Origin of the sequence: Photobacterium rosenbergii (assembly GCF_003026455.1) — a bacterium.
GTDB classification, from domain to species: Bacteria; Pseudomonadota; Gammaproteobacteria; order Enterobacterales; family Vibrionaceae; genus Photobacterium; species Photobacterium rosenbergii.
In genome coordinates, this window is record NZ_PYMB01000010.1 from 49,854 (window position 1) to 74,224 (window position 24,371).

Here is a 24,371-nt window from a genome sequence, read left to right on the forward strand (position 1 = left end):
GCGAAAGAATGTAACAAAAACAAGGTTTTACAATGGAAATCCTGGCTAACTACGGCACCATTCTTATTTTGGTGGCGGCTTTTTTTGGTCTATTGATGGCTATTGGTATTGGTGCGAACGACGTTGCCAACGCCATGGGTACCTCGGTCGGTTCTAAAGCACTGACGGTTAAACAAGCAATCATCATTGCGATGATCTTCGAGTTTGCAGGTGCTTACCTAGCAGGTGGTGAAGTTACAGATACCATCCGCAAAGGGGTTATCGACACCTCGCTATATGCTGCCAACCCGGAAGTATTGGTGTACGGCATGATGTCAGCCCTATTGGCTGCTGGTACTTGGTTACTGGTTGCGTCCTACATGGGCTGGCCGGTATCTACTACTCACTCCATTATTGGTGCCATCATCGGTTTTGCCTGTGTTTCAGTAGGTACTGACGCTGTTGACTGGAGCTCTGTTCAGGGCATCGTCGGCAGCTGGCTTATCACACCGTTGATCTCGGGGCTGTTTGCTTATGCTATTTTCATCAGCGCCCAGCGCCTGATCTTCGATACTGATAACCCAGTAATCAATGCTAAGCGCTTCGTGCCTGTCTACATGTTCATGACCACGATCGTAATCGCTCTAGTTACCATCAAAAAGGGTCTGAAACACGTGGGCCTTCACCTCTCGAGCGGTGAAGCATGGCTGGCATCTGTAGCTGTGTCCCTCATTGTAATGGTGTTTGGTTACATTTATATTAACCGTAAATACACAGACGACGGTTCGACCGTTGATAGCAATGGATATGCCGGTGTTGAGCGTATTTTCAGCCTGCTGATGGTGGTTACAGCTTGTGCGATGGCCTTTGCCCACGGCTCTAACGATGTAGCCAATGCTATCGGTCCTCTTTCTGCCGTTGTCACTACCGTTCAGAACATGGGTGAAATCACTGCCAAGAGTCAAATCGCTTGGTGGATCTTACCGTTAGGTGGTTTCGGTATCGTTATCGGCCTAGCAACAATGGGCCACAAGGTTATGGCCACCGTTGGTACCGGTATTACCGAACTAACACCAAGCCGTGGCTTTGCTGCCCAGCTAGCGACTGCATCTACCGTTGTACTTGCATCGGGTACGGGTCTTCCTATTTCAACCACCCAAACATTAGTCGGTGGTGTCATTGGTGTTGCCTTTGCCCGTGGTATCGCAGCACTGAACCTGGGTGTGGTCCGTAATATCGTTGCCTCTTGGGTTGTTACCCTGCCAGCTGGCGCCTTGCTTGCAGTCATTTTCTACTACGTAATGCAAGCTGTGTTTAGTTAAACACCGTCAAAGCGGGCTCAAGATCAAAAGAGGGAGGCTATGCCTCCCTCTTTTCTTGCACCCAACGCACAAAATTCTTAGACTTCCTCTCTTAGAGAAAAACAGGCTCTCCCCCAAGGAATCAAATTGTGAAGCAGCTAATCAGCTTACTATTATTCGCTTGTGCCATGGCGACCATGCCTGCACAGGCCCAACAAACTCGGTATATCTCCGACAACCTATTTACCTACATGCACAACGGCCCAAGTACGCAATACCGTATCATGGGTAGCGTGAATGCCGGTACCAAAGTCGATCTACTCGAAACCAACAGTAGCACAGGTTTTAGTAAAATCCGTGATAACCGCGGCCGTACCGGCTGGGTTAACTCAGATTTCGTTTCGACCCAAGTAGGCCTGAAAGTACGCTTCCCTGCACTAGAAAAAGAGCTGACTGAAGTGAAGTCCCAGTTGGAAGAAGCACTGGAGTCGGGCGACGAGAAAACCGCTAGCCTGCAGAACTCGCTGAAGCTTCGCAACGAACAAATTACGGATCTGGAAACCCAGAACGGCCAGCTTAACGAGCAGCTAATGAGCTCACAGGCAGAGATCCGCGAACTGCGCGCCCGTCTTGATACCCAGAAAGATGACCTGCTAATGCGCTGGTTCACTTACGGCGGTATGGTTGCCGGTGGTGGCCTGCTATTCGGCCTGGTTCTTCCTCACCTTATCCCACGCCGCCGCAAGCGCAACAACGGCTGGGCATAACCTCTTAGGTAGATATAAGGCAGGATCAAAAAAGGCAGCTAGGCTGCCTTTTTTATTACTTCTTGCGGGCCAGATTACCACTCCGACAACGCTGGCATCGCTATCAAGTAAGACTCAAAGTCGAACACCACCTCACGCGGATCAATCCGCCGCAGTACCACGCCCGGCGCTATCTCATCTCCTTCGTAAGCCTCACTGCCATTGACCTTGACCCAGCGGCTATCTGCCGAAGAAGAGTAAATATGGGTCTGGAAATTCAGGTGTGGGATCCTATCTTGTACGGATGCCGGCAGATCACCGACATTAACCGTTTTAAGCGGAGCCTCAGGCTCAGGCATAGGCGGTAAGCGCTCTTCCTGCAACAATTGCGGCAGAGTTTCCCCATCACCGGTTGCCGCAATCGCAGCCTTTAATTGACTTGCCAACTGTGGCGATAGCTCAGAGTAATCCAGCGCCTCCAGATCCCAACTGTCATCTACGGCGTTCGCAGGCGAACGGTTGAGTGACGGATCAGCCGAGGAAGGTAACGGAACGGGGTCGCTATCCCAACCATTAAGCTCACTGGCGGCTTGAACGGGTACCGATGATGTTTGGGTGTAACTCACCCGGTACGGTTGTCCCGCTTGGCGAGGGAGAGGCTCGGCATAAAACTGTGGGTAATCTAATCGCTCAATACCTTGCGGATATTGCGGTATGACAGTCGCTGCGACGTCAAGCACTGGTGCAGGCACCTCTTCAGGCAAAATATCAAGTGCTGGTGTGGATACCTGTTGTACTGTTGCCTCAGGTGCAGCAACCTGAGGCTCCGCGGTATATGGCTGCGGTGCCATTGCCGCTTGTTGTTGCTGGAAAAACAAGTATCCCAACATCCCTATCACCGGCAGGGCAAAGCCGACACCCGGTAGCAACCAAGGATTAGCCTGCTTGGGGGCGGGCCCTGTGCGGTATGCCGCGCCAGAAGGCAGCGTTGCTGGTTCACGCTGGGCATCCGACTGCGCTAGGGCAGATAATAACTTCGACATTAACTTTTCTCCGGTTGCAGGGTCGGGCCCGGTAAATTCAAGGCTGAATCAATCACCATTAAGGTGCGAGGCCCGGCAATCCCATCCACCGATAAATCTTGTGCTCGCTGGAAGCGACGCAGTTTGTTGAGCAGGGCTTGCTCGAAGGTATCCTGGTTCTCAGGCATCACACCCAGTAACTGGCTGAGTTGACGGTCTAGCCATTGAACCCTTGGGCCCTGCTGGCCATAACGGATCGCTGTTTTGTCTCCCAACGGCGGTCGCCACAGTAAGGTGTATTCACCATTCCAGCGCTGTGTCAGCCACTGGGCACCAACAGCAAAGCGCTGCCCTGCCAATAGCAACTCAACTCGGTCTTGGCCAATCGCATACAAGGTCGCAAAATAGCTCTCCCCACTCGGCTCGCGGAGCTCAACAATCGCAGGGCGATTGATCAGTGCCAGTTGCTCCAGTGACCCCGTACCGTTAAAGCAACTTAACTGAACACGGCTTCCGGACTCACAATTGGCCTGGTTGAGTTGGGTGCTATACCCCCAGAGTTTGTATAGGGTCTGCATCGCCAAACGTTCAGAGCTGGCTTGGGTGATCACCTGCTGCCACATCTCCTGGGGAGATAGGCGCTGCGGGCTAACCTGTGGAAGCATTGGCTGCTGAGGGGTTGTCTGCACGGCCTTGGTAGCCGGCTGTGCCAATATCGATTGAGAAGCGGTAGGCTCGCTCGCTGTCACCGGCTCTTGAACGGAAGCTGTGACTGCAGCAGGGGGTTGCACCGCAGCATTAGGTTCAACCGGCAAAGACGGGCTGCTAGGTTGCGATAAAATACCAGACCAGTAGCCTAAGCCAACAGCAGTGATAATACCGGCAGCCAAGGCAACTGCCAGAGGCTTGCGTGACGCTGTTGGTGCCTCAGAATTGCCGGGAACGGTATATTGCGGCAACTGCCAGCTCAGGACATCACTGCACGCCCGCTCAACCAACTCTTTATTGAGCAAGTGGGTCGACTGTTGGTGGGCCAGTTGCATCGATTTATCACACACCAGGTTGATAAGCCTCGGGATCCCACCGGTTGCCTTGGCAATTTGCTTGGTCTGGGCTGGGGCAAACACCTCATGCAGACAATCCACCGCCTGCAGGCGGTAGTGGATATATTCCCGCACTTCATCTTCTGTCAGCGGAAGCAAATGGTAGCGGGAGGTGATCCGCTGGGCTAACTGACGTAACCTGTCTTGCTGCAGTAATTGCTGCAGCTCCGGTTGGCCAACCAGCACCACCTTGAGTAGTTTGACGCTGTCAGTTTCAAGATTGGTCAGCAGCCGCAACTGCTCTAGCACTTCGGGCAGCAGATGCTGGGCTTCATCAATGAGTAGTAAGGTCTGGCGCCCCTCGCGGTGGTTGGCCAGCAAATGCTGGTAGATACCATCAGTCAGGGTTTTAATGGTTGCCTCATCGGTATAATCAATACTCAGCTCATCGCACAAGCTGGCTAACAGCTCACGCGTCGAGAGTGACGGGTTCATGATGACCGCCACCTGAGTTTCCTGGGGCAAACGCGATACCAACGCGCGCAAAACCGTTGTCTTACCGGTACCCACCTCGCCGGTCAACAACCCGAAACCGCCCCCTCCATTGAGGCTAGACAACATGTGGGTCAGTGCTTCGCGGTGTCGCTCACTCAGATAAAGAAAGCGCGCGCTGGGCACAATAGAAAATGGTGATTCGGTGATCCCAAAAAAGTCCTTGTACATGCCTTTTGATCTCTTATTGTCGGCCTGGAAGGGGAAGCCCCCTACGTTACCTGTCCCTTAACTGAATGTATAGCCCTTCAGATAAGGCCTGACAAGGGTTTTGCCTCTAAAGCCCGACCTGCCGCAAGCCATTCGTGAGTGCAACTAAGGTTTGGTATACTCGACCAATAACAGTCTGCAGTCAGAGCAAAAAAGGATAAATCAGTGCAAACGTATTTAGTTGGCGGGGCTGTTCGAGACGCCCTACTTGAGCTGCCGGTGAAAGACAAAGACTGGGTCGTGGTTGGTGCGACTCCCGAGCAAATGCTGGATCAAGGCTATAGCCAGGTCGGCAGCGACTTCCCGGTGTTCCTCCACCCCAAGACCAAACAAGAATACGCCCTCGCCCGTACCGAACGAAAATCTGGCCAAGGCTATACCGGCTTTACCTGCTATTCTGCACCGGATGTCACCCTAGAGCAGGATTTAATGCGCCGGGACCTGACCATCAATGCCATTGCCCAGGCCGAAGACGGCAGCCTGATAGACCCTTACCAGGGCCAGCGCGATCTGGAGTTACGCCAGTTGCGCCATGTCTCCCCCGCTTTTGTCGAAGATCCGCTCCGCGTCCTGCGCGTTGCGCGCTTTGCCGCCCGTTTTGCCCATCTTGGCTTTACCGTTGCAGCCGAAACCATGGCGCTGATGCAAGATATGGTAGTAGCCGGTGAGTTGTCTGCACTAACCCCAGAGCGGGTCTGGATCGAGTGGGAAAAGTCGCTGCAATCTGATAACCCTGAAGTGTTTCTCAAGGTTTTGCGCCAATGTGGTGCCCTTGCGGTGATCATGCCGGAAATCCATGCCTTGTTTGGTGTTCCCCAGCCAGAGAAATGGCACCCTGAAATCGACTGCGGTATCCATACCCTGCTGGTTGCCGAGCAGGCAGCCAACCTCAGCACATCAAAGGTGATCCGTTTTGCCGCCCAAGTCCATGACCTTGGCAAAGCCCTGACCCCGAAAGAAGAGCTACCCAGCCATAAAATGCACTGCCACACTGGGCTTGATGCCATTCGTGGCCTCTGCCAGCGCCTGCGGGTCCCGAACGAGTACCGCGATATTGCCCTGATGGTCTGCGCCCAGCACACCAAGTTGCATTTTGCTGCTGAGCTGCGCCCGAGTACGTTCATCAATATCTTCGATCAAATTGATGCCTGGCGTAAACCTGAGCGGGTCGCCCAACTGGCCACTTGTTGCCGGGCTGATGTAAGGGGCCGGACCGGGTTTGAGAATGATCCCTACCCACAAGCCGATATCTTTGAAGGCGCTTTTGCCGCCGCTCAAGCTGTTGAAGTAAAGCCGATTGTCGAAGCCGGTTTCAAAGGGAAAGAGATCAAGGAGCAACTTGCGCTGCGCCGTGCAGAGGCTGTCAAAGCCGCGCTGGTCGAGCTACGCTAATCAGCATCTGGTTATCTCCTTGGTGAAAAACTTGATGAACAATAAAAAGCCCGGCTTGAAGCCGGGCTTTTCGTATCACTGCAAAATTGCTGTGGCATTACTGAGTCAAAAGAAAAGCGATCAAACCGGCACCCAGCAATAGGCGGTATACCACAAACGGGAACATGCCCAGGCGGGTTACCAGCTTAAGGAAGGCATGGATACACGCATACGCACTGACAAACGAGACCACAATACCAATCAGCAAAGCATCAAGCTGGATCGGCGCACCGCTCACCACCATCTTCATGCTCAAGTAACCACCGGCAAGCAGGATGATAGGGATAGACATCAGGAACGAGAAGCGCGCTGCCGCTTCACGGGTAAAGCCAAGGTATAGTGCTGCCGTCATGGTTGCACCAGAACGAGAGGTACCAGGGATCATCGCCGCAGCCTGAGCCAGACCGATAAACAATGAGCGCTTCCAGTCAGCCTGGTATTCATCATCTTTTTGCGTTGCACGCACATCCACCCACCATAGCAACAAGCCAAAGAAGATAGTGGTACAGGCAATCACCCACGCCGAGCGCAGGTAAATCTCGATAATGTCTTTCATGAACAGGCCGAAGATACAGGCCGGGATCGTCGCCAGTACGATCATCCAAGCAAGCTTGGACTCGGCACTGTGCTCTTTTTTGAAAATTGAGCTGATCCACGCCGACAACAGCGCAACCACTTCCTTGCGGAAATACCAGATCACCGCAGCCAGGGTACCTACATGCACAGCCACATCAAATGCCAAGCCCTGATCGTCCCAGCCCAAAATGGCCGATGGCAAAATCAAATGGGCCGAGCTCGAAATTGGCAAAAACTCGGTTAAACCCTGAATCAGGGCCAGCACAAAGGCTTCAAAATAACTCATAACAATCCCTAAACGACAAAATGATATTCAACAGGCCAAAGCGCCTGTTCAAAACGAGAATCATGCCAAAGCTCGGCGACTGTACGGCCATCACCCGGGATCACCCGGTGGGGGCACAGCTCCATCAAAGGCTGCAACACGAAGGCAAACTTGAAAATATCGTTACGCGGTAGAACCGGGTTGGTGCTCTGCACAGTATCTCCGAAAAGGAGAATATCCAGATCCAAGGTACGACTTTGGTTTTTGGCCGCATCGGGCGAGCGGCCATGTTGCAACTCTAGCTGCTTCAGCGCTTGCAACAGCATATCCAATGACAAAGACGTTTCGATGACAGCGACACAGTTGTAAAAGTTTGGCCCGCTAAAACCCACCGGCTCGGCTTCGTAAACGGTCGATACCTGCATCCCCGTCCCCAGCTTGCTCAACCCCACCAAACCGGCCTGCAAATAACGTTCGCGGTCAATATTGGAGCCTAAGCTGATATAGACAGTGGTCACTTGCTTCCTCGCTCGATCACCACCCCTACACCGCGGGCATTGGCCACCGCACCCGGCTTGGTCACACGCACCTTGATCCACGGCACGGAGAATTGGGTCATGATCAAGTTAGCGATTTCCTCGGCAACTCGCTCCACCAGTAAGAAACGGCCATTTTGAATGTGCTGTGTCACCGCATCACTTACCGCGGCATAGTCCAGAGCATAAGCGACATCATCGCTTTGTGCGGCAGGACGATTATCGTGCGCCATTTCCAAATCAAGCACCAATTTTTGCTTGATTTCCTGTTCCCAGTCATACACACCAATAGTGGCGATGACTTCAAGATGTTCGATAAATACTGAATCCATGTTCAATCGCTAATAATGTTAGAGGTCGGATACCTAATTTGAGCAAAAACGCGTATTATCAGGTCGTAATCGTCTATATACTATGATCTTGATTTATATGATCATCGTATTGCCTATATGGCTTCGGGTGAGCACTATACCATATGCCAGCCCATGCAGCATGGCTGACGATAGATAAAATCAGCGGCGCATAGCCACTAGCTACAGGATCTTGCATGACACCACTTGTACTCATGATCATCATCGGTGCCTACCTACTGGGTTCTATATCCAGTGCGGTCTTGATCTGCCGCTTGTACGGCCTGCCTGATCCTCGTGAAAACGGCTCGGGCAACCCCGGTGCCACCAATGTTTTACGCCTCGGTGGTCGTGGTGCTGCAGCCAGCGTCTTGGTCTGCGATATCCTCAAAGGTATGCTGCCGGTCTGGCTGAGCTATTTTATCGGCATCAACCCCTTCATGCTGGGGTTCATCGGCATCGCCGCCTGCCTTGGCCATATCTACCCGATATTCTTCCATTTTCGTGGCGGCAAAGGCGTCGCAACCGCACTGGGAGCTCTGGCTCCTATCGGCTGGGATCTCAGTGGCTTGTTGATCAGCACATGGCTACTAACGGTTTTGGTTACCGGCTATTCCTCACTGGGCTCGATGGTCACCGCTCTGGCTGCACCGCTATTTACTTGGTGGGTTAAACCGGAATACACCATGCCGGTTGCTATGCTCTCGTGCCTGATCGTCTTTCGCCATCACGACAATGTCCGCCGCCTGCTCGAGGGCGAGGAGAGCAAGATCTGGAATAAATTCCAGCGCAGAAACAAAACAACCCCGCCACAAGACTGATTTCCAGCCTGTCACGGGGTTGCTTTATCATCTCACCTCAAAACCTTTTACCAAGGCATAAAGTTACCAAGGCATAAAGGCTTACGCGTCTTTGATCGGCTTTAGCTGATCGATAGGCCAACGCGGGTACGCTTTTACGCCCAAGTCCATCGTTTCTTGGTTTTTCAGGCGTTGCATGCCGGCAAAAGCAATCATCGCACCGTTATCGGTACAGAACTCGGTACGTGGGTAGAACACTTCGCCGCCCATCTTCGCCATCATGGTCTCCAACTGCTCACGCAAGTGCTTGTTGGCACTCACACCACCGGCAATCACCAGGCGTTTGAAGCCTGTCTGCTTGAGGGCGCGCTTACATTTGATGGCCAGGGTATCAACAACCGCTTCCTGGAACGCATAGGCAATATCGGCACGGGTCTGCTCGTCATCATCGTTAGCACGGATGGTATTGGCCGCAAACGTCTTGAGGCCAGAAAAGCTAAAGTCCAGACCAGGGCGGTCAGTCATCGGGCGCGGGAAGGTAAAGCGTCCTGCGGTCCCTTTGTCAGCCAAACGCGACAGCAATGGGCCCCCCGGATAATCCAGCCCCATTAGCTTGGCGGTTTTATCAAACGCTTCACCGGCTGCATCGTCAATCGATTCACCCAATATTTGGTATTCGCCAATGCCCTTCACTTCTACCATCATGGTGTGGCCGCCAGAGACCAGCAGTGCCACAAACGGAAACTCAGGCGGGTTATCTTCCAGCATCGGTGCCAGCAAATGGCCTTCCATGTGGTGTACCGCAACAGCCGGTAAATCCCAGGCGTAGGCCAGGCTGCGGCCAATGGTCGCTCCCACTAACAGTGCGCCGACTAGGCCAGGTCCTGCGGTGTATGCCACACCGTCCAAATCCTCAGGCGTCAAGCCGGCATTGTTAAGCGCTTCCTTGATGAGCGGAATCGTCTTCTTTACATGGTCACGCGAGGCCAGTTCAGGCACGACACCACCGTAGTCGGCATGCAGTTTTACCTGGCTGTAAAGTTCGTGTGCCAATAGGCCTTTTTCATCATCGAAAATAGCCACACCTGTTTCGTCACAGGAGGTTTCGATGCCCAGTATACGCATAACAACCTCTATACTTATGGTAATTGGGGGCCATACTACCGCCCTTGACAGAAATTAACCAGTTCGGGGTTGCAGAATGCTTTACAAATGCCCCCAGATCAGATTAGAATTTCGCACCATTTTTAATCAGCTGACACTTTATTGAACGTCAGCATTAACCGAATCACTCTGAGGTGAGTATTACATGCCAGTAATCAAAGTACGTGAAAACGAACCGTTTGACGTAGCACTACGTCGTTTCAAGCGCTCTTGCGAAAAAGCAGGTATCCTTTCTGAAGTACGTCGTCGTGAGCACTTCGAAAAGCCTACTACTGTACGTAAGCGTGCGAAAGCAGCGGCAGTTAAGCGTCACCTGAAGAAATTGGCTCGCGAAAACGCGCGTCGCGTTCGTCTGTACTAATCTGCTGATTAACAGAAGGAACGTGTTATGACCCTGATTGAGCGTCTTAAAGACGAACAAAAAGCAGCGATGAAAGCCAAAGACAAACCTCGTCTTGGCACAATTCGCTTGGTAATGGCTGCCATCAAACAGCGTGAAGTTGACGAAAAGATCACTCTTTCCGAAGACGACATTCTGGCAGTATTGACCAAAATGGTAAAACAGCGCCGTGATTCTGTTGCTCAATATGAAGCAGCAGGTCGCCAAGATCTTGCTGATGCAGAGCTTGCTGAAATCACAGTTCTGGAAGAGTTCATGCCACAACCGCTGACCGACGACGAAGTCGCCGCTCTGCTGGATGAGGCTATTGCTGCTACCGGTGCTGCCAGCATGCAGGACATGGGCAAACTGATGGGCGTACTGAAACCACAGGTTCAGGGTCGTGCCGATATGGGTAAAGTTAGCCAACTGGTGAAAGCCAAGCTAGGTTAATCCCTACCCTATTTCTGCAACAAGCCGTGCTATCCGTAACAGGACTGCGCGGCTTGTTCGTATTCAGCACCCTGTCGATTTTATTTCTCCGACGCCAAATCAAAGTGCTATTATCGCATAGCTATAACACTTTGATTTGACACTCCATCCCAACGCAAGCAGGTAACACCACTCTATGGCTGGAAAAATCCCACGTACATTTATCGATGATCTCATCTCTCGACATGACATCGTGGATATTGTGGATGCCAGGGTAAAGCTCAAGAAACAGGGCAAAAACTTTGGTGCCTGCTGCCCGTTCCACAACGAAAAGACCCCGTCTTTCTCTGTCAGCCAAGAAAAACAGTTCTACCACTGTTTCGGCTGTGGTGCCCACGGTAACGTCCTTGATTTCGTGATGGAATTTGACCGCCTGGAATTTGTCGAGGCGATTGAAGAGCTTGCGTCACAACTTGGCCTTGAGATCCCGCGCGAGCAAGGCACTGGCGGTGGCCAATCCGGGGCCCGTAGCAAAGAAAAACTCGGTCTGTACGAAATGATGGGACAGATTTCCCAGTTCTACCAAGGCCAGCTGAGAACCCAAGAGGGACAGACCGCCATTGACTACCTCAAAGGGCGCGGGCTGTCTGGGGAAGTGGTCAAAAAGTTTGGTATCGGCTTTGTGCCTGACCAATGGGATCAGGTCCGTAACCGTTTTGGCCGCGATATGCAGGCCCAGCAGGCACTCGTCAGTGCCGGTATGCTGATTGAAAATGACAACGGCAGGCGCTACGACCGCTTCCGTGGCCGGGTTATGTTCCCGATTCACGATCGCCGTGGCCGGGTAATAGGCTTTGGTGGCCGGGTGCTGGGTGATGGCACCCCTAAATACCTCAACTCTCCGGAAACGCCGATCTTCCACAAAGGGCGTGAGCTCTACGGCTTGTACGAAGTGCTGCAAGCCTACCGTGAACCGGAAAAGCTGCTCGTTGTTGAAGGCTATATGGATGTTGTTGCCCTAGCCCAGTTTGGGGTCGACTACGCCGTCGCCTCGCTGGGTACATCGACTACCGGTGACCATATCCAAATGATGTTCCGCCAAACCGGTACCGTGGTGTGTTGCTACGATGGTGACCGGGCTGGCCGTGACGCAGCGTGGCGTGCGATGGAGCAAGCTTTGCCGTACCTCAACGACGGCCGCCAGCTCAAGTTTATGTTCCTGCCAGACGGCGAGGACCCGGATACCTATATCCGCCAGTACGGCCAGGAAGGGTTTGAGCAACAAGTCGAACAGGCCATGACCCTGTCAGACTTTATGTTCAGCACCCTATTGCAGCAGGTCGATACCAGCAGCAACGAAGGTAAGGCCAAGCTGAGCACCCTTGCCGTCCCGCTAATTGATAAGGTACCCGGCGGCACCCTACGCCTCTATTTGCGTGAGATGCTTGGCAGAAAGTTGGGCTTGCCCAACGAAGAGCAATTGCAGCAGCTAATCTCAAAGCAAGGGGCCGACGCACCGAAGAAAGCCGGCCAGCCGGAAATCAAACGCACCCCGATGCGCGAAGTTATCGCCTTGCTGATCCAGAACCCAGATTTTGTAAATAGCCTAGAATTTGATATGGCTGCATTTGAAGGGATTGATGTCGCTGGGCTAAATTTATTGATAACAATAGTTGAAAAGTGTCGGGCCAACCCCAATATTAAAACTGGACAACTGCTAGAGGGTTGGCGCGGAAGCAAAAGTGAAGGGATGCTAGCACGCCTAGCAGCCTGGGAACTGCCTCTTGCCAAAGAAGAGGACAACACTCTAGATGTTTTTCTTGACGCAATGGACAAAGTCATTGACCAGTGCGTTAAACAACAAATCGAAAAGTTGCAGGCTAAATCGAGAACCGTCGGCTTATCAGTCGAAGAGAAGCGGGAATTGCAGTTGCTGATACTCAACCGTCCCGGCTAGTAAGTAGTCATCAATTAAGAAATTTGTTATAATTAATGGTTTGCATCTCTGCATACTACTATTCTCAATCAGACCCTAAGTTGGATATCGTCTATGGAGCAAAATCCGCAGTCACAGCTAAAGTTACTTGTTGCTAAAGGCAAGGAACAAGGCTATCTGACCTACGCCGAAGTAAATGACCACCTACCAGAGGACATCGTCGATTCTGATCAGGTGGAAGACATCATTCAGATGATCAATGACATGGGTATCAAGGTAGTTGAAACTGCCCCTGATGCCGATGATCTGATGATGACAGAAGACAATGCGGACGAAGACGCGATTGAAGCCGCGGCCCAGGCCCTATCAAGTGTAGAAAGCGAAATTGGCCGCACCACTGACCCAGTACGTATGTACATGCGTGAAATGGGTACAGTAGAACTCCTTACCCGCGAAGGCGAGATTGATATCGCAAAGCGCATTGAAGATGGTATTAACCAGGTTCAGTGCTCTGTTGCCGAGTACCCAAGCGCCATCGCATATTTGCTTGAGCAGTTTGACAAGGTAGAAGCAGAAGAACTTCGCCTGACTGATATCATCTCTGGTTTTGTCGACCCGAATGAAGAAGAAACTGCCGCACCGACAGCAACACACATCGGCTCTGAGCTAAGCGAAGCAGATCTTGAAGATGAAGACAAAGATCTGGAAGAAGACGAAGATGCCGATGAAGAAGAAGAAGATACAGGCATTGACCCTGAGCTTGCTCGTGAGAAATTCAATGACTTGCGTGTTGCCTACGACAACATGGCGCTAGCTATTGATACTCATGGCCGCCAGGATCCAAAAACAGCGGTTGCTGTTGAAGAGCTATCTGAAGTCTTCAAACAGTTCCGTCTGATCCCTAAGCAGTTCGACAAGCTGATCAGCTCTCTGCGTGAGTCTATGGACAAAGTGCGCACCAACGAGCGTCTGATCATGCGTATGTGTGTCGACAACAGCAAGATGCCGAAGAAAACTTTTGTAAGCCTATTTGCCGGCAACGAAGCTTCTTCTGAGTGGATTGACGAGGCACTGAACTCAGGCAAGCCTTATGCTGAACGCCTGAAAACGTACGAAGAAGACCTTCGTCGTGCAACGACCAAGCTAAGTATCCTAGAACAGGAAACTGGCTTGTCTATCGAACGTATCAAAGACATCAGCCGTCGTATGTCTATCGGTGAAGCCAAGGCTCGCCGAGCGAAGAAAGAGATGGTTGAAGCAAACTTGCGTCTTGTTATCTCGATTGCCAAGAAATACACCAACCGTGGCCTACAGTTCTTGGATCTGATCCAGGAAGGTAACATCGGCCTAATGAAAGCGGTAGATAAGTTCGAATACCGTCGCGGTTACAAGTTCTCGACTTATGCAACATGGTGGATCCGTCAGGCAATCACGCGCTCAATTGCTGACCAGGCACGTACTATCCGTATCCCTGTTCACATGATCGAGACGATCAACAAGCTGAACCGTATCTCTCGCCAGATGCTTCAGGAAATGGGCCGCGAACCATTGCCGGAAGAATTGGCAGAGCGTATGCAGATGCCTGAAGACAAGATCCGCAAGGTACTGAAGATTGCCAAAGAGCCAATCTCAATGGAAACCCCTATCGGTGATGATGAAGATTCGCACCTAGGTGATTTCATTGAAGATACCACGCTTCAGCTTCCAATGGATGCTGCTACAGCAACCAACCTGCGTATGGCGACCAACGATGTACTAGCGGGTCTGACGCCGCGTGAAGCGAAAGTACTGCGTATGCGTTTCGGTATCGATATGAACACTGACCACACCCTTGAGGAAGTGGGCAAGCAGTTCGACGTTACCCGTGAGCGTATCCGTCAGATCGAAGCGAAGGCACTGCGTAAGCTACGCCACCCAAGCCGCTCAGACGTTCTGCGCAGCTTCCTGGATGAATAAGCACGCATTCAAATAGCATGACTAAAAACGGGCCTTTCGGCCCGTTTTTTTTATTTCTTCTTTCTTGCCATCAAACACTTACTTCTGTTCTCACCTTTGGGCTGGCATGTTCCTTTAACTGCCTAAAAAGCAAGCAAAACAACCACTTTATTCGCTAGACAAGCCGACAGCCTTCCCATATAATTTCACCCATTCGGCCCCTTAGCTCAGTGGTTAGAGCAGGCGACTCATAATCGCTTGGTCCCCAGTTCAAGTCTGGGAGGGGCCACCACTTCTCTTGTGGTAAAGATTTCAGAGACCTGATAGGGCAACCTATCAGGTCTTTTTTGTTTTCTAGTAGCCATCCACCAGCACTCTTGTGCTTAACTTGCTGCAACCTTAACCTAGTAATAACTTTGTTATTTATTTTTCCCTCCTAAATAAATCATCAATTGATAAGAAACAAAAAAAATCTGTGAAATATGTAGATAATCTCAACCTCTCTTGGAGCGGGCGTTAAAAATTTGCGCACTATCACAAGGTGATTAAAGAGATTGACTATGTTAGTATATGCCCCTTGTTTGGCCTGCCGATTTATGTAAGGCAGACATACAAGCGTCATACGGCTACAGTATAGTCATGACATCTTGCCAATAACCTACCCGGTTAACGGCAGCTTTGGCTCACAAGAGATGCCTTACAAAAGCAATACCACTGCTTTTGTAAGGCAATATTTTTGAAAAAATTTGTATTGTCACTGGTGATAACCGGACGAAAGTTACATTTTTTTGAAGTTCGCCACACTTTGTAGGCGTATTTCAACATCAATGGCACTGCGTTTTCGGGTATAACACTGTGAATCAAATTTCCCTTGGGTAAAAGTTCGTCCGGAGACCATTCTCAATGAAAAAGACCAAGATCGTATGTACGATTGGACCTAAAACTGAATCTGTAGAAATGCTTACTAAGCTAGCTAACGCTGGCATGAACGTAATGCGTCTAAACTTCTCACACGGTGACTTCGCTGAGCACGGCCAGCGTATCCAGAACCTACGTGACGTTATGGGCGAGACTGGTAAGCAGCTTGCGATTCTTCTAGACACTAAAGGTCCAGAAATTCGTACTATCAAGCTTGAAGGCGGTCAAGACTTTTCTCTTGTTGCTGGTCAGGAGTTCACGTTCACAACTGACACTTCTGTAATCGGTAACCAAGACCGCGTGGCGGTAACTTACCCTGGTTTTGCTAAAGACCTGGCTAAAGGCAACACTATCCTTGTTGACGACGGCCTGATCGAAATGGAAGTTCTAGAAACTTCTGAGACTGAAGTTAAGTGTAAAGTACTTAACAACGGTGACCTAGGCGAGAACAAAGGTGTTAACCTACCTGGCGTTTCTGTACAGCTTCCTGCACTGTCTGAAAAAGACAAAGCTGACCTAGTATTCGGTTGTGAGCAAGGCGTTGACTTCGTTGCGGCTTCTTTCATCCGTAAAGCATCTGATGTTAAAGAAATCCGTGAACTACTAGTTGCTAACGGCGGCGAAAACATCCAGATCATCTCTAAGATCGAAAACCAGGAAGGCGTTGACAACTTCGACGAAATCCTAGAAGCCTCTGACGGCATCATGGTTGCTCGTGGTGACCTAGGTGTTGAGATCCCAGTTGAAGAAGTTATCTTCGCTCAGAAGATGATGATCGAGAAGTGTAACCGTGCACGTAAAGTGGTTATCACTGCAACTCAGATGCTTGACTCTATGATCAAGAACCCACGTCCAACTCGCGCAGAAGCGGGTGACGTTGCGAACGCAATCATGGACGGTACTGATGCAGTAATGCTTTCTGGTGAGTCTGCGAAAGGTAAGTACCCAATCGAAGCAGTAACTATCATGGCTCAGATCTGTGAGCGTACTGACGCAGCTCTTAAAGCAGAGCTAGGCTCTCGTCTAGACAGCGCTCGCCTACGTATCACTGAAGCAGTTTGTAAAGGTGCTGTAGACACGTCTGAGAAGCTAAACGCTCCTCTTATCGTTGTAGCAACTGAAGCTGGTAAGTCTGCACGTTCTGTACGTAAGTACTTCCCAACTGCAAACATCCTAGCTGTTACTACTAACACTAAGACTGCTGCTCAGCTAGCACTGACCAAAGGTGTTACTCCAGTAGTTGTTGATTCTATCGACAACACTGATGCGTTCTACGGCCGCGGTAAAGAGCTTGCACTAGAAACTGGCCTAGGCGCTAAAGGCGATATCGTTGTTATGGTATCTGGCGCGCTAGTTCCTTCTGGTACAACTAACACAGCTTCTGTACACGTACTATAAGTGTCATTTCGCTGATTGTTAAAACGGGAGCTTCGGCTCCCGTTTTTTATTGCTCGCTATACCGCTGTTTTCATAACCAACTGCCTCGCTAATCTGTGATGACCTCTCACAATTATGAAACTTAGCGTCGCACTCGATTTTTTTCCTCGATATACTTCACCCTGCAGTATTCCCCTTGAGCATATCCTTATACGCTTAACCTTGCGGGTGGCACTGCCTATTCTGAGCTGAAACCACACAATGAGGAAGAACGTGTCCAGCCCTACCCTTGCCGACAAAGTCATGGAAATGATCCGCCAAGATATCTTGACGGGTGAGCTATCCCCCGGCCAAAAGCTGGTCGTCGCAGATCTCAAGCTTCGATATAACGTGGGCGCCTCTCCGATCCGCGAAGCCCTTGTTCAACTGGCTTGGCGTAAATACGTCCATTTTGCGCCACAAAAAGGCTGCTGGGTTGCCAATGTTTCTGCTGCCGAATTGGAAGACTTGTTCGATACCAATCAAGAACTCTCAAAAATCCTACTACAGCGAGCGATTGAGCAAGGCGATGAAGCATGGGAAATCAACATCCTCACCAGCTACCACAAGCTCAGCAGGCTGAACCCAGCAGAAGCGAATACCGACTTCGCAGAATGGGAACAAAGGCACAGTGACTTCCACCACGCCCTCCTTGCAGGTAGTCAATCACCGACAATGCTAGCACTGTACCGCCAAGTGTATGAGCAAATCGAACGCTATCGCCATATTTGGGTGAGCAGGCACCGCCGATATGAAGAGCGATACCATGACAACGGTGAGCATGAAGCAATGATGAAGGCAGTATTAGACCGCAATACCGAGCAGGCACTAGCAATCATGGCAACTCATTCAGAGCGCGCACTGGAAATGATAAAAGGCGACTTGGTCCAAGACTGATAGCTGGCACTACCAAAAAATTTCCTTGTGGTGGGTATTAAGCAGTAATACCGCTAACAGGAAATACAGCGCACTGACATTGAAGCCAAGCAGAAATAGGCTGAGCACTGTAAGCCTTGCCAAAAATTTACGGTTCATCATTTCCCCCCTGCGCCATACCACCTGATTGGCACCTGACCTTATTAGACTTTAGTCTAATAAGGTTTGATTTTCAGGGAGACAAAATGACAAAACCCGGTGACAAGCACCGGGTGTATTAGACCTGAGACAAGCTCTTAGTAGGATTTAGGCCTTCAGCGCCCGCTCTCCACGAGCAATACCAACGACACCACTGCGGGCGACTTCGATGATCTCTGTCGCTTCGCTGACCGCTGAAATAAAGGCATCCAGCTTATCGCTAGTCCCCGCTAGCTGGACGGTGTAGATCTGGCTTGTCACATCGACTATCTGGCCCCGGAAAATATCCGCAGTGCGCTTCACTTCCGCACGGGAAAAACCGCTCGCCTTGACCTTAACCAACATCAATTCGCGCTCAACATGCTCACTCTCGGTAACATTGCTAACCTTGAGGATATCGATGAGCTTGTGCAGTTGTTTCTCAATCTGCTCCAGCGCCGCCTCATCTTCAACATTGGTCGTGATATTCAAACGGGACAAGGTAGGATCATCCGTCGGGGCTACCGTCAAAGACTCAATGTTGTAGCCCCGTTGGGAAAACAGCCCGACTACCCGTGACAATGCGCCCGGTTCATTTTCAAGAAGTACTGATACAATCCTGCGCATATTACGTTCTCTCCGTTTTACTCAGCCACATTTCGCTCATTGACCCACCACGGATCAACATTGGGTAGACGTGCTCTGTCTCATCAACACTGATGTCGATAAAGACTAGGCGATCTTTTAGCGCCAACGCCTTTTCCAGCTCTTCTTCTAGTTTGTTCGGGTCGGAAATCCGCACCCCAACGTGGCCATACGCTTCAGCAATGGCAGCAAAATCAGGCACCGAGTCCATATAAGAATGGGAGTGGCGGCCTTGGTAAATCATATCCTGCCACTGTTTTACCATACCGAGGAAACGGTTGTTGAGGTTGATGATCTTAACCGGAATATCGTACTGAAGAGCAGTGGAAAGCTCCTGGATATTCATCTGGATACTACCATCACCGGTTACACAGACGACTTCGGCATCTGGCAGGGCGAACTTAACCCCCATTGCGGCAGGAAGGCCAAAGCCCATCGTGCCAAGGCCACCGGAGTTGATCCAGCGGCGGGGTTTGTCAAACGGATAATACAAGGCAGCGAACATCTGGTGCTGGCCAACATCCGAGGCAACATAAGCATCGCCATCAGTCAGCCTATGAAGCACTTCAATTACTTCCTGCGGCTTGATGCGCTCATTATCCTTCTTGTAGCTCAGGCACTGGCGTCCACGCCAGGACTCGATTTCACTCCACCAAGTATCAATGGCGGCATCATCGTTTTGGCCACTTTGCTCATCAAGCATTTTTAGCATGCAGTTGAGCACCGTATCCGCCGACCCTACAATCGGGATATCTACCGCAATGGTTTTGGAAATGGACGACGGGTCGACATCGATATGCATAATGGTGGCATTCGGGCAGTATTTCTCGACATTGTTGGTGGTACGGTCGTCAAAACGCACCCCGACACCGAAAATCAAATCCGAGTTATGCATTGCCATATTGGCTTCATAAGTACCGTGCATCCCCAGCATACCCAGATTGTTCTTGTGCGAACCTGGGAAAGCACCAAGGCCCATCAAGGTATTGACCACCGGGATATTCAAACTCTCAGCCAGTTTGATCAATTGCGGGCTACAATCAGCCATGATTGCACCACCGCCAACGTATAGTACCGGCTTTTTGGCCGCTAACAGGGCTTTGAGGCCCCGCTTGATCTGGCCCTTGTGGCCTTGCGTTGTCGGGTTGTAAGAACGCATGGCAATCGACTCAGGGTACTTGTACGGGAAGCTCTCAGCCGGGTTGAGCATATCTTTGGGGATATCGATAACAACTGGGCCTGGGCGGCCACTAGAAGCGATATAGAAGGCTTTTTTGATGATCTCAGGGATATCTTCCGGCTTTTTCACCAAGAAGCTGTGTTTGACGACAGGACGGGAGATCCCCACCATGTCACACTCCTGGAAGGCATCGTTACCGATGAGGTTACTCATGACCTGTCCGGAAAGCACGACCATAGGAATGGAGTCCATATAAGCGGTTGCGATACCAGTGATCGCGTTGGTCGCTCCTGGGCCGGACGTTACCAGCACCACACCAACCTCACCAGTGGCACGGGCATAACCATCTGCCATGTGCACAGCCGCTTGTTCGTGGCGGACCAGTACGTGCTCGATATCGCTTTTCTCATGCAGCGCATCATAGATATCAAGAACTGAACCACCAGGGTATCCGAAGATATGTTTCACGCCTTGATCGATCATCGAACGAACGATCATATCGGCGCCGGACAACATTTCCATATTTCTGCCTCCAGGTCGCGTATACCACCCTGCATAGCTAATTCATTCCATACCTCTTGCTAGCGGCCTGATCCCATCTGCTTGATTGGAGGAGCAAACAGTCTGGGTATCAGCACGGGTTGCGCTAGCCTGATTGAGGAAATACAGCAACCAGAATACCTGGTGCCTCAATTAGCTATACAGGCTGGTATAACATAGTTAGGGCTTATTTTTAGCCTAAAAAATGAAATCGTGCTTTCATGCTATGTCACCTGCTCTGAGTCATAACCCGAGCAGTAAACCGCAACAACTGTAACGTTTTTTTAGCAACTAAGTCTATTGGTCGAAGGCAGTTAACACGTATCCTCTGAAATGAGCAAATATCCATCAAGATCATCGTTGAGCGTGCTACAAATTGCAGGATATTTTTCTCTGTCTACGTGGTTATTTCAGAATCTTCAACTGATCAAACCAGAGCTATTACCACTGAGACAGCAACACCGGCAGCACCGAAACGGAAAACTAAGCCCCAGCAGGCAAATACCAGGCATAAAAAAGGAGAGCCGAGGCTCCCCTTTCCAACACGTTAGCGATATTACTTGCTGGCCGCTTTATGGCTTTCTTCGTACATACGCTCAATTTGCTGATGGTATCGGTCTTGGATCACTTTACGACGCAGTTTCTGAGTCGGTGTCAGTTCGCCTTTGTCCATCGAGAAGGCACTTGGCAGCAGGGTAAACTTCTTCACCTGCTCAAACCGCGCCAGATCTTTTTGCAGCTCAACAACACGCTTTTCGATCAGCTCGATGATCTGGCTGTGCTTGACCAGCTCCATGCGATCCTTGTACTTGATGTTAAGCTCGCGAGCATGCTCTTCCAGGGTTTCGAAACAAGGCACAATCAGGGCCGAGACAAACTTACGGGTATCGGCAATCACGGCGATCTGCTCGATAAAGTGGTCTTTACCAATGGCACCTTCAATCACCTGCGGCGCAATGTACTTACCGCCCGAGGTTTTCATCAGCTCCTTGATTCGGTCGGTAATAAACACATTACCTTCCTCATCAATATGGCCGGCATCACCGGTTTTCAGGAAGCCGTCTGCGGTAAAGTTCTTGGCCGTTTCTTCCGGCATATTGTAGTAGCCACGCATAACCATCGGGCCGCGAACCAAGATCTCGTTGTTTTCGCCAATTTTCACTTCTGCACCCGGCATCGGCATACCGATGGAATCAGGATTAAAGCAGCTATCATCCCAACACGATACTGTCGCGGTGGTTTCGGTCATACCATAGCCTAGCTTGACGTTGATACCGATGGCATGGAAGAAGCGGCCGATGCTCTCGTCCAGCTTGGCACCACCACACGGCATGAACTTAATGTTGCCACCAAGGATAGCTCGCAACTTTGAAAGCACTAGCTTATCAGCCAACGCATGGCTCTTCTTCAGCATCCACGACGGCTCGCGGCATTCCTGACGGGCCAGTGCCATACGGGCACCCATATTGACCGCCCAGGTGAAGATCACCTTGCGCTGGAACGGGGCACGGGCCACTTTGTCGTGGACGGTTGAATAAATCTTCTCGTAAACCCTAGGCACTGCCGCCATGACATTTGGCTTCACCTCGGCAAGGGCTTCTTTGAGCAGGTTGGTATCTGACAGGTAGCAGTTTACGCCACCACGGTGTAGGACATAGAAGGTCCATGCACGTTCGAAAACGTGGGACAATGGCAGGAAGCACAGTGAAACATCACCTTGCTCCAGTGCCAACTTCTGGTCGTGGCCTTCAATCTGAGAACCAATATTGTTGTAATCCAACATGACACCTTTTGGCGTACCGGTCGTACCCGAGGTGTAAATCAGCGTCAGCAGGTCATCCATTGAAGCTTCATCTAAGCGCTGAGTCAACACCTCTGCAGGCGCAGACTCGGCAGCAGCAACGAAATCGTCAAAACGGATCACCAGTGGGTGCTCGGTCAGGTTTTCAACCTCACCCATCACCACGATATGCTCCAGTGCCGGGCAATCTGCCGCAATTGAAACAGCAGCATCCAGTTGGGCCTGCTCGCCTACGAACAAGATACGGAGGCCTGCATCGTTAATGATGTATGCAGCTTGCTGAGGGGTATTGGTTGGGTAAATAGGGACAGTTACAGCTCGGTTGTACAAGGTTGCGAAGTCAGCCACTGTCCATCGCGGCATATTGTTGGAGAAAATACCGACCTTGTCTTGGACATTGAGGCCATGTCCAATCATTGCCAGCGCTAGCTGTTGGATCTGATCGCCAAACTCAGTCCAGCGGATATCTTGCCATTGACCCGCCACTTGGTGGCGCAATGCAACCTGGTCACCTAAACGCTCAACTTGAGAACGAATGCGGTTGACGATATGAAATTCACGTTTAGCCATAACTACTCTGCCATTCGGGCTTACACCTGTAAGCCTATTCCGCAGGGAGTCTACCCGCGACGCAGGGAAAAAGGCAACTCCGTGACTTCACAAAATACCCATTTCTCTGGTACGACCAGAATTAAAAAGCCAGATATTACAAAGGCTCTACGTTTCCCTAATAGCATGGCTACAAAGTGTAAGGAAATACGTCTAACTTTCCGCCTACTGACAGTATAACGGCACGCACAGATTCGCTTAGAAAAAGAAAAGCCAGCGATTGCTGGCTTCATAACAAAAAGGGCATTGCTCCGATTTAGAGGGAGCTATCACCACATACCGCTAATAGCTGGTCGCGCATCCAGATGTGACCTTTGTCTTTCTGTGATGACTCATGCCAGCTCAGGTAGCCTGCAATCTTGGCCGACTCAACCGGTAACGGCAGGATCTTCAGCTGTTGGCTAGCTGCCGCCACATTAGCAAGCCAGCGCGGTACCACAGCAATCAATTCGGATTGGCTAACCACATACATGATGTTGCTCAGGCTCGCCCCTTGGTAGGCCTCTTGGTAGCTGGTATGGGCGTGGTAGATGTGGTCAGCGAACATCTTCACCCCCGGGATCGACTTCATGACCGCATGTTGCTCCTGGGTAAATTCGGCCTCGGTGATCACCTCACCAATGCGCGGGTGGTTACCCGCAGCCACGACCACCAACTCATCGGTAAACAGCTCTGTGCTGCAGAAGCCTGGCTCGTCGAAGCGAACATAATCAATAACGAAATCGATGTCCTGGTAACGCATTTTCTGGGTGAGTTCAGCGTCCAGTTCGGCCTCGACCTGCACTCGTACATAAGGTGCTTGCTCAGCAACATTGCTCAGGATACGTGGGGCAAAACGCATGTCAGATGGGCTGCAAACGGCCAGTTTAAAGGTGCGTGTTGAGGTTTCTGGCGAGAAAATAGAAGACGGCAGCTCATTTTTCACCAGCTGCAACGCCTGGCGTAGAGGGCCGAACAACTGCTTGGCACGCTGGGTAGGCTGAATACCACGGCCATGGCGGATAAACAGCTCATCATTGAACATCACCTTCAGACGGGCAACAGCATTACTCACTGCCGGCTGGGACATACCCAGATTGTGTGCTGCACGGGTAATGTTCTGCTCCTGCATAACTGCATCAAATACAGTCAACAGGTTTAGATCAACGCTACGTAAGTTTGATTCCATTTTGTACCCATCAGCAGGGTGAATAGATGAATTTCTGCGTGCCATTATTTGCCTCTATAGATTACCGTTATGGGGCAAAATCCATTATGCCGCCGGTGAATAACTGGGCATTCCAATGCCTCTGAAAACTGACTCCCTCTCTCGGGGTGCTGCCAGTATGTTTCAAATAGATTGACGAAATAAATAGGCGAGTATCAGCAAATTGATGCAGTGATATATAAAAAACTGAATTCAGAATACAAATACTTATATTTCATAACCTTAGGCCGACTATAAAAAGATCTAAAATATCTATAATTAAAATAAAGCTTCAATTATAAGCAAAATTAAAGAGTTGGAAGAGACAAAAAAAGGCCTAAAGCGGCCTTTTCATGGTTGGGGGCA

At 50.7% G+C, this 24,371-nt stretch carries 21 protein-coding genes and 1 tRNA gene; 11 read left to right on the forward strand and 11 right to left on the reverse strand.

Annotation, left to right across the window (positions count from 1 at the left end; genetic code table 11):
- Positions 1-32: 32 nt before the first annotated feature.
- On the forward strand, positions 33-1,301 hold the full coding sequence (locus tag C9J01_RS18300) for an inorganic phosphate transporter (protein ID WP_107299584.1): 1,269 nt from the start codon (positions 33-35) through the stop codon (positions 1,299-1,301).
- Between the two features lie 128 nt (positions 1,302-1,429).
- Positions 1,430-2,047 carry a TIGR04211 family SH3 domain-containing protein gene (locus tag C9J01_RS18305; protein WP_107299585.1) on the forward strand — a complete coding sequence of 206 codons (618 nt, stop codon included), beginning with the start codon at positions 1,430-1,432 and terminating at the stop codon, positions 2,045-2,047.
- 74 nt (positions 2,048-2,121) lie between these two features.
- Here C9J01_RS18305 and C9J01_RS18310 read toward each other — a convergent pair whose 3' ends face one another.
- Entirely contained in the window at positions 2,122-3,069 is a 948-nt protein-coding gene (locus C9J01_RS18310; RefSeq protein WP_107299586.1) for a general secretion pathway protein GspB, read from the reverse strand.
- On the reverse strand, positions 3,069-4,814 hold the full coding sequence (locus C9J01_RS18315) for an ExeA family protein (RefSeq protein ID WP_107299587.1): 1,746 nt from the start codon (positions 4,812-4,814) through the stop codon (positions 3,069-3,071). Before C9J01_RS18315 ends, C9J01_RS18310 begins: the two co-directional genes overlap by 1 nt.
- A gap of 204 nt (positions 4,815-5,018) precedes the next feature.
- Between C9J01_RS18315 and C9J01_RS18320 the strand changes: the two genes are divergently transcribed.
- Complete coding sequence (locus C9J01_RS18320) at positions 5,019-6,245, forward strand: multifunctional CCA addition/repair protein (RefSeq protein WP_107299588.1); 1,227 nt, start codon at positions 5,019-5,021, stop codon at positions 6,243-6,245.
- Between the two features lie 97 nt (positions 6,246-6,342).
- On the opposite strand, the gene C9J01_RS18325 is transcribed toward C9J01_RS18320, so the two are convergent.
- Genes C9J01_RS18325 through folB form a run of 3 tightly spaced genes read right to left on the reverse strand, consistent with a single transcriptional unit; the run spans position 6,343 to position 7,993 of the window.
- On the reverse strand, positions 6,343-7,146 hold the full coding sequence (locus C9J01_RS18325) for an undecaprenyl-diphosphate phosphatase (RefSeq protein ID WP_107299589.1): 804 nt from the start codon (positions 7,144-7,146) through the stop codon (positions 6,343-6,345).
- An 8-nt stretch (positions 7,147-7,154) separates the two neighbouring features.
- Positions 7,155-7,643, reverse strand: a complete 489-nt coding sequence (folK, locus tag C9J01_RS18330; protein WP_107299590.1) for a 2-amino-4-hydroxy-6-hydroxymethyldihydropteridine diphosphokinase — start codon at positions 7,641-7,643, stop codon at positions 7,155-7,157.
- Entirely contained in the window at positions 7,640-7,993 is a 354-nt protein-coding gene (gene folB / locus C9J01_RS18335) for a dihydroneopterin aldolase (RefSeq protein WP_107299591.1), read from the reverse strand. The genes folK and folB overlap by 4 nt, the downstream gene beginning before the upstream one ends.
- A gap of 215 nt (positions 7,994-8,208) precedes the next feature.
- On the opposite strand from folB, the gene plsY reads away from it, so the two are divergent.
- Positions 8,209-8,832, forward strand: a complete 624-nt coding sequence (gene plsY / locus C9J01_RS18340; protein ID WP_107299592.1) for a glycerol-3-phosphate 1-O-acyltransferase PlsY — start codon at positions 8,209-8,211, stop codon at positions 8,830-8,832.
- 81 nt (positions 8,833-8,913) lie between these two features.
- Here plsY and tsaD read toward each other — a convergent pair whose 3' ends face one another.
- Entirely contained in the window at positions 8,914-9,936 is a 1,023-nt protein-coding gene (gene tsaD / locus C9J01_RS18345) for a tRNA (adenosine(37)-N6)-threonylcarbamoyltransferase complex transferase subunit TsaD (RefSeq protein WP_107299593.1), read from the reverse strand.
- A 184-nt stretch (positions 9,937-10,120) separates the two neighbouring features.
- Between tsaD and rpsU the strand changes: the two genes are divergently transcribed.
- From rpsU to C9J01_RS18380, 7 genes are all read left to right on the forward strand, one after another.
- Positions 10,121-10,336, forward strand: coding sequence for a 30S ribosomal protein S21 (gene rpsU / locus C9J01_RS18350; RefSeq protein WP_005301411.1), 216 nt, complete (start codon positions 10,121-10,123; stop codon positions 10,334-10,336).
- 27 nt (positions 10,337-10,363) lie between these two features.
- A complete protein-coding gene (locus tag C9J01_RS18355) occupies positions 10,364-10,807 on the forward strand; it encodes a GatB/YqeY domain-containing protein (protein WP_107299594.1) in 444 nt (147 codons plus the stop codon).
- Between the two features lie 175 nt (positions 10,808-10,982).
- Complete coding sequence (gene dnaG / locus C9J01_RS18360) at positions 10,983-12,743, forward strand: DNA primase (protein WP_107299595.1); 1,761 nt, start codon at positions 10,983-10,985, stop codon at positions 12,741-12,743.
- A 93-nt stretch (positions 12,744-12,836) separates the two neighbouring features.
- Complete coding sequence (gene rpoD, locus C9J01_RS18365; protein WP_107299596.1) at positions 12,837-14,678, forward strand: RNA polymerase sigma factor RpoD; 1,842 nt, start codon at positions 12,837-12,839, stop codon at positions 14,676-14,678.
- Positions 14,679-14,873: 195 nt separating this feature from the next.
- Positions 14,874-14,949: transfer RNA gene (locus C9J01_RS18370), tRNA-Ile, on the forward strand.
- Positions 14,950-15,560: 611 nt separating this feature from the next.
- On the forward strand, positions 15,561-16,973 hold the full coding sequence (pykF, locus tag C9J01_RS18375) for a pyruvate kinase PykF (protein ID WP_107299597.1): 1,413 nt from the start codon (positions 15,561-15,563) through the stop codon (positions 16,971-16,973).
- Positions 16,974-17,213: 240 nt separating this feature from the next.
- Positions 17,214-17,888: a GntR family transcriptional regulator gene (locus C9J01_RS18380; protein ID WP_201797837.1), complete on the forward strand. Its 675-nt coding sequence runs from the start codon at positions 17,214-17,216 to the stop codon at positions 17,886-17,888.
- A 9-nt stretch (positions 17,889-17,897) separates the two neighbouring features.
- Here the strand turns inward: C9J01_RS18380 and C9J01_RS30055 are convergent, their stop codons facing one another.
- From C9J01_RS30055 to leuO, 5 genes are all read right to left on the reverse strand, one after another.
- Positions 17,898-18,026: a hypothetical protein gene (locus C9J01_RS30055; RefSeq protein ID WP_261396954.1), complete on the reverse strand. Its 129-nt coding sequence runs from the start codon at positions 18,024-18,026 to the stop codon at positions 17,898-17,900.
- 147 nt (positions 18,027-18,173) lie between these two features.
- Positions 18,174-18,671 carry an acetolactate synthase small subunit gene (ilvN, locus tag C9J01_RS18385; protein ID WP_107299598.1) on the reverse strand — a complete coding sequence of 166 codons (498 nt, stop codon included), beginning with the start codon at positions 18,669-18,671 and terminating at the stop codon, positions 18,174-18,176.
- 1 nt (position 18,672) lies between these two features.
- On the reverse strand, positions 18,673-20,391 hold the full coding sequence (locus tag C9J01_RS18390) for an acetolactate synthase 3 large subunit (RefSeq protein ID WP_107299599.1): 1,719 nt from the start codon (positions 20,389-20,391) through the stop codon (positions 18,673-18,675).
- Between the two features lie 574 nt (positions 20,392-20,965).
- Positions 20,966-22,780, reverse strand: a complete 1,815-nt coding sequence (locus C9J01_RS18395) for an AMP-dependent synthetase/ligase (protein ID WP_107299600.1) — start codon at positions 22,778-22,780, stop codon at positions 20,966-20,968.
- A gap of 295 nt (positions 22,781-23,075) precedes the next feature.
- Positions 23,076-24,032, reverse strand: a complete 957-nt coding sequence (gene leuO / locus C9J01_RS18400) for a transcriptional regulator LeuO (protein WP_107299601.1) — start codon at positions 24,030-24,032, stop codon at positions 23,076-23,078.
- Between the last annotated feature and the right edge of the window lie 339 nt (positions 24,033-24,371).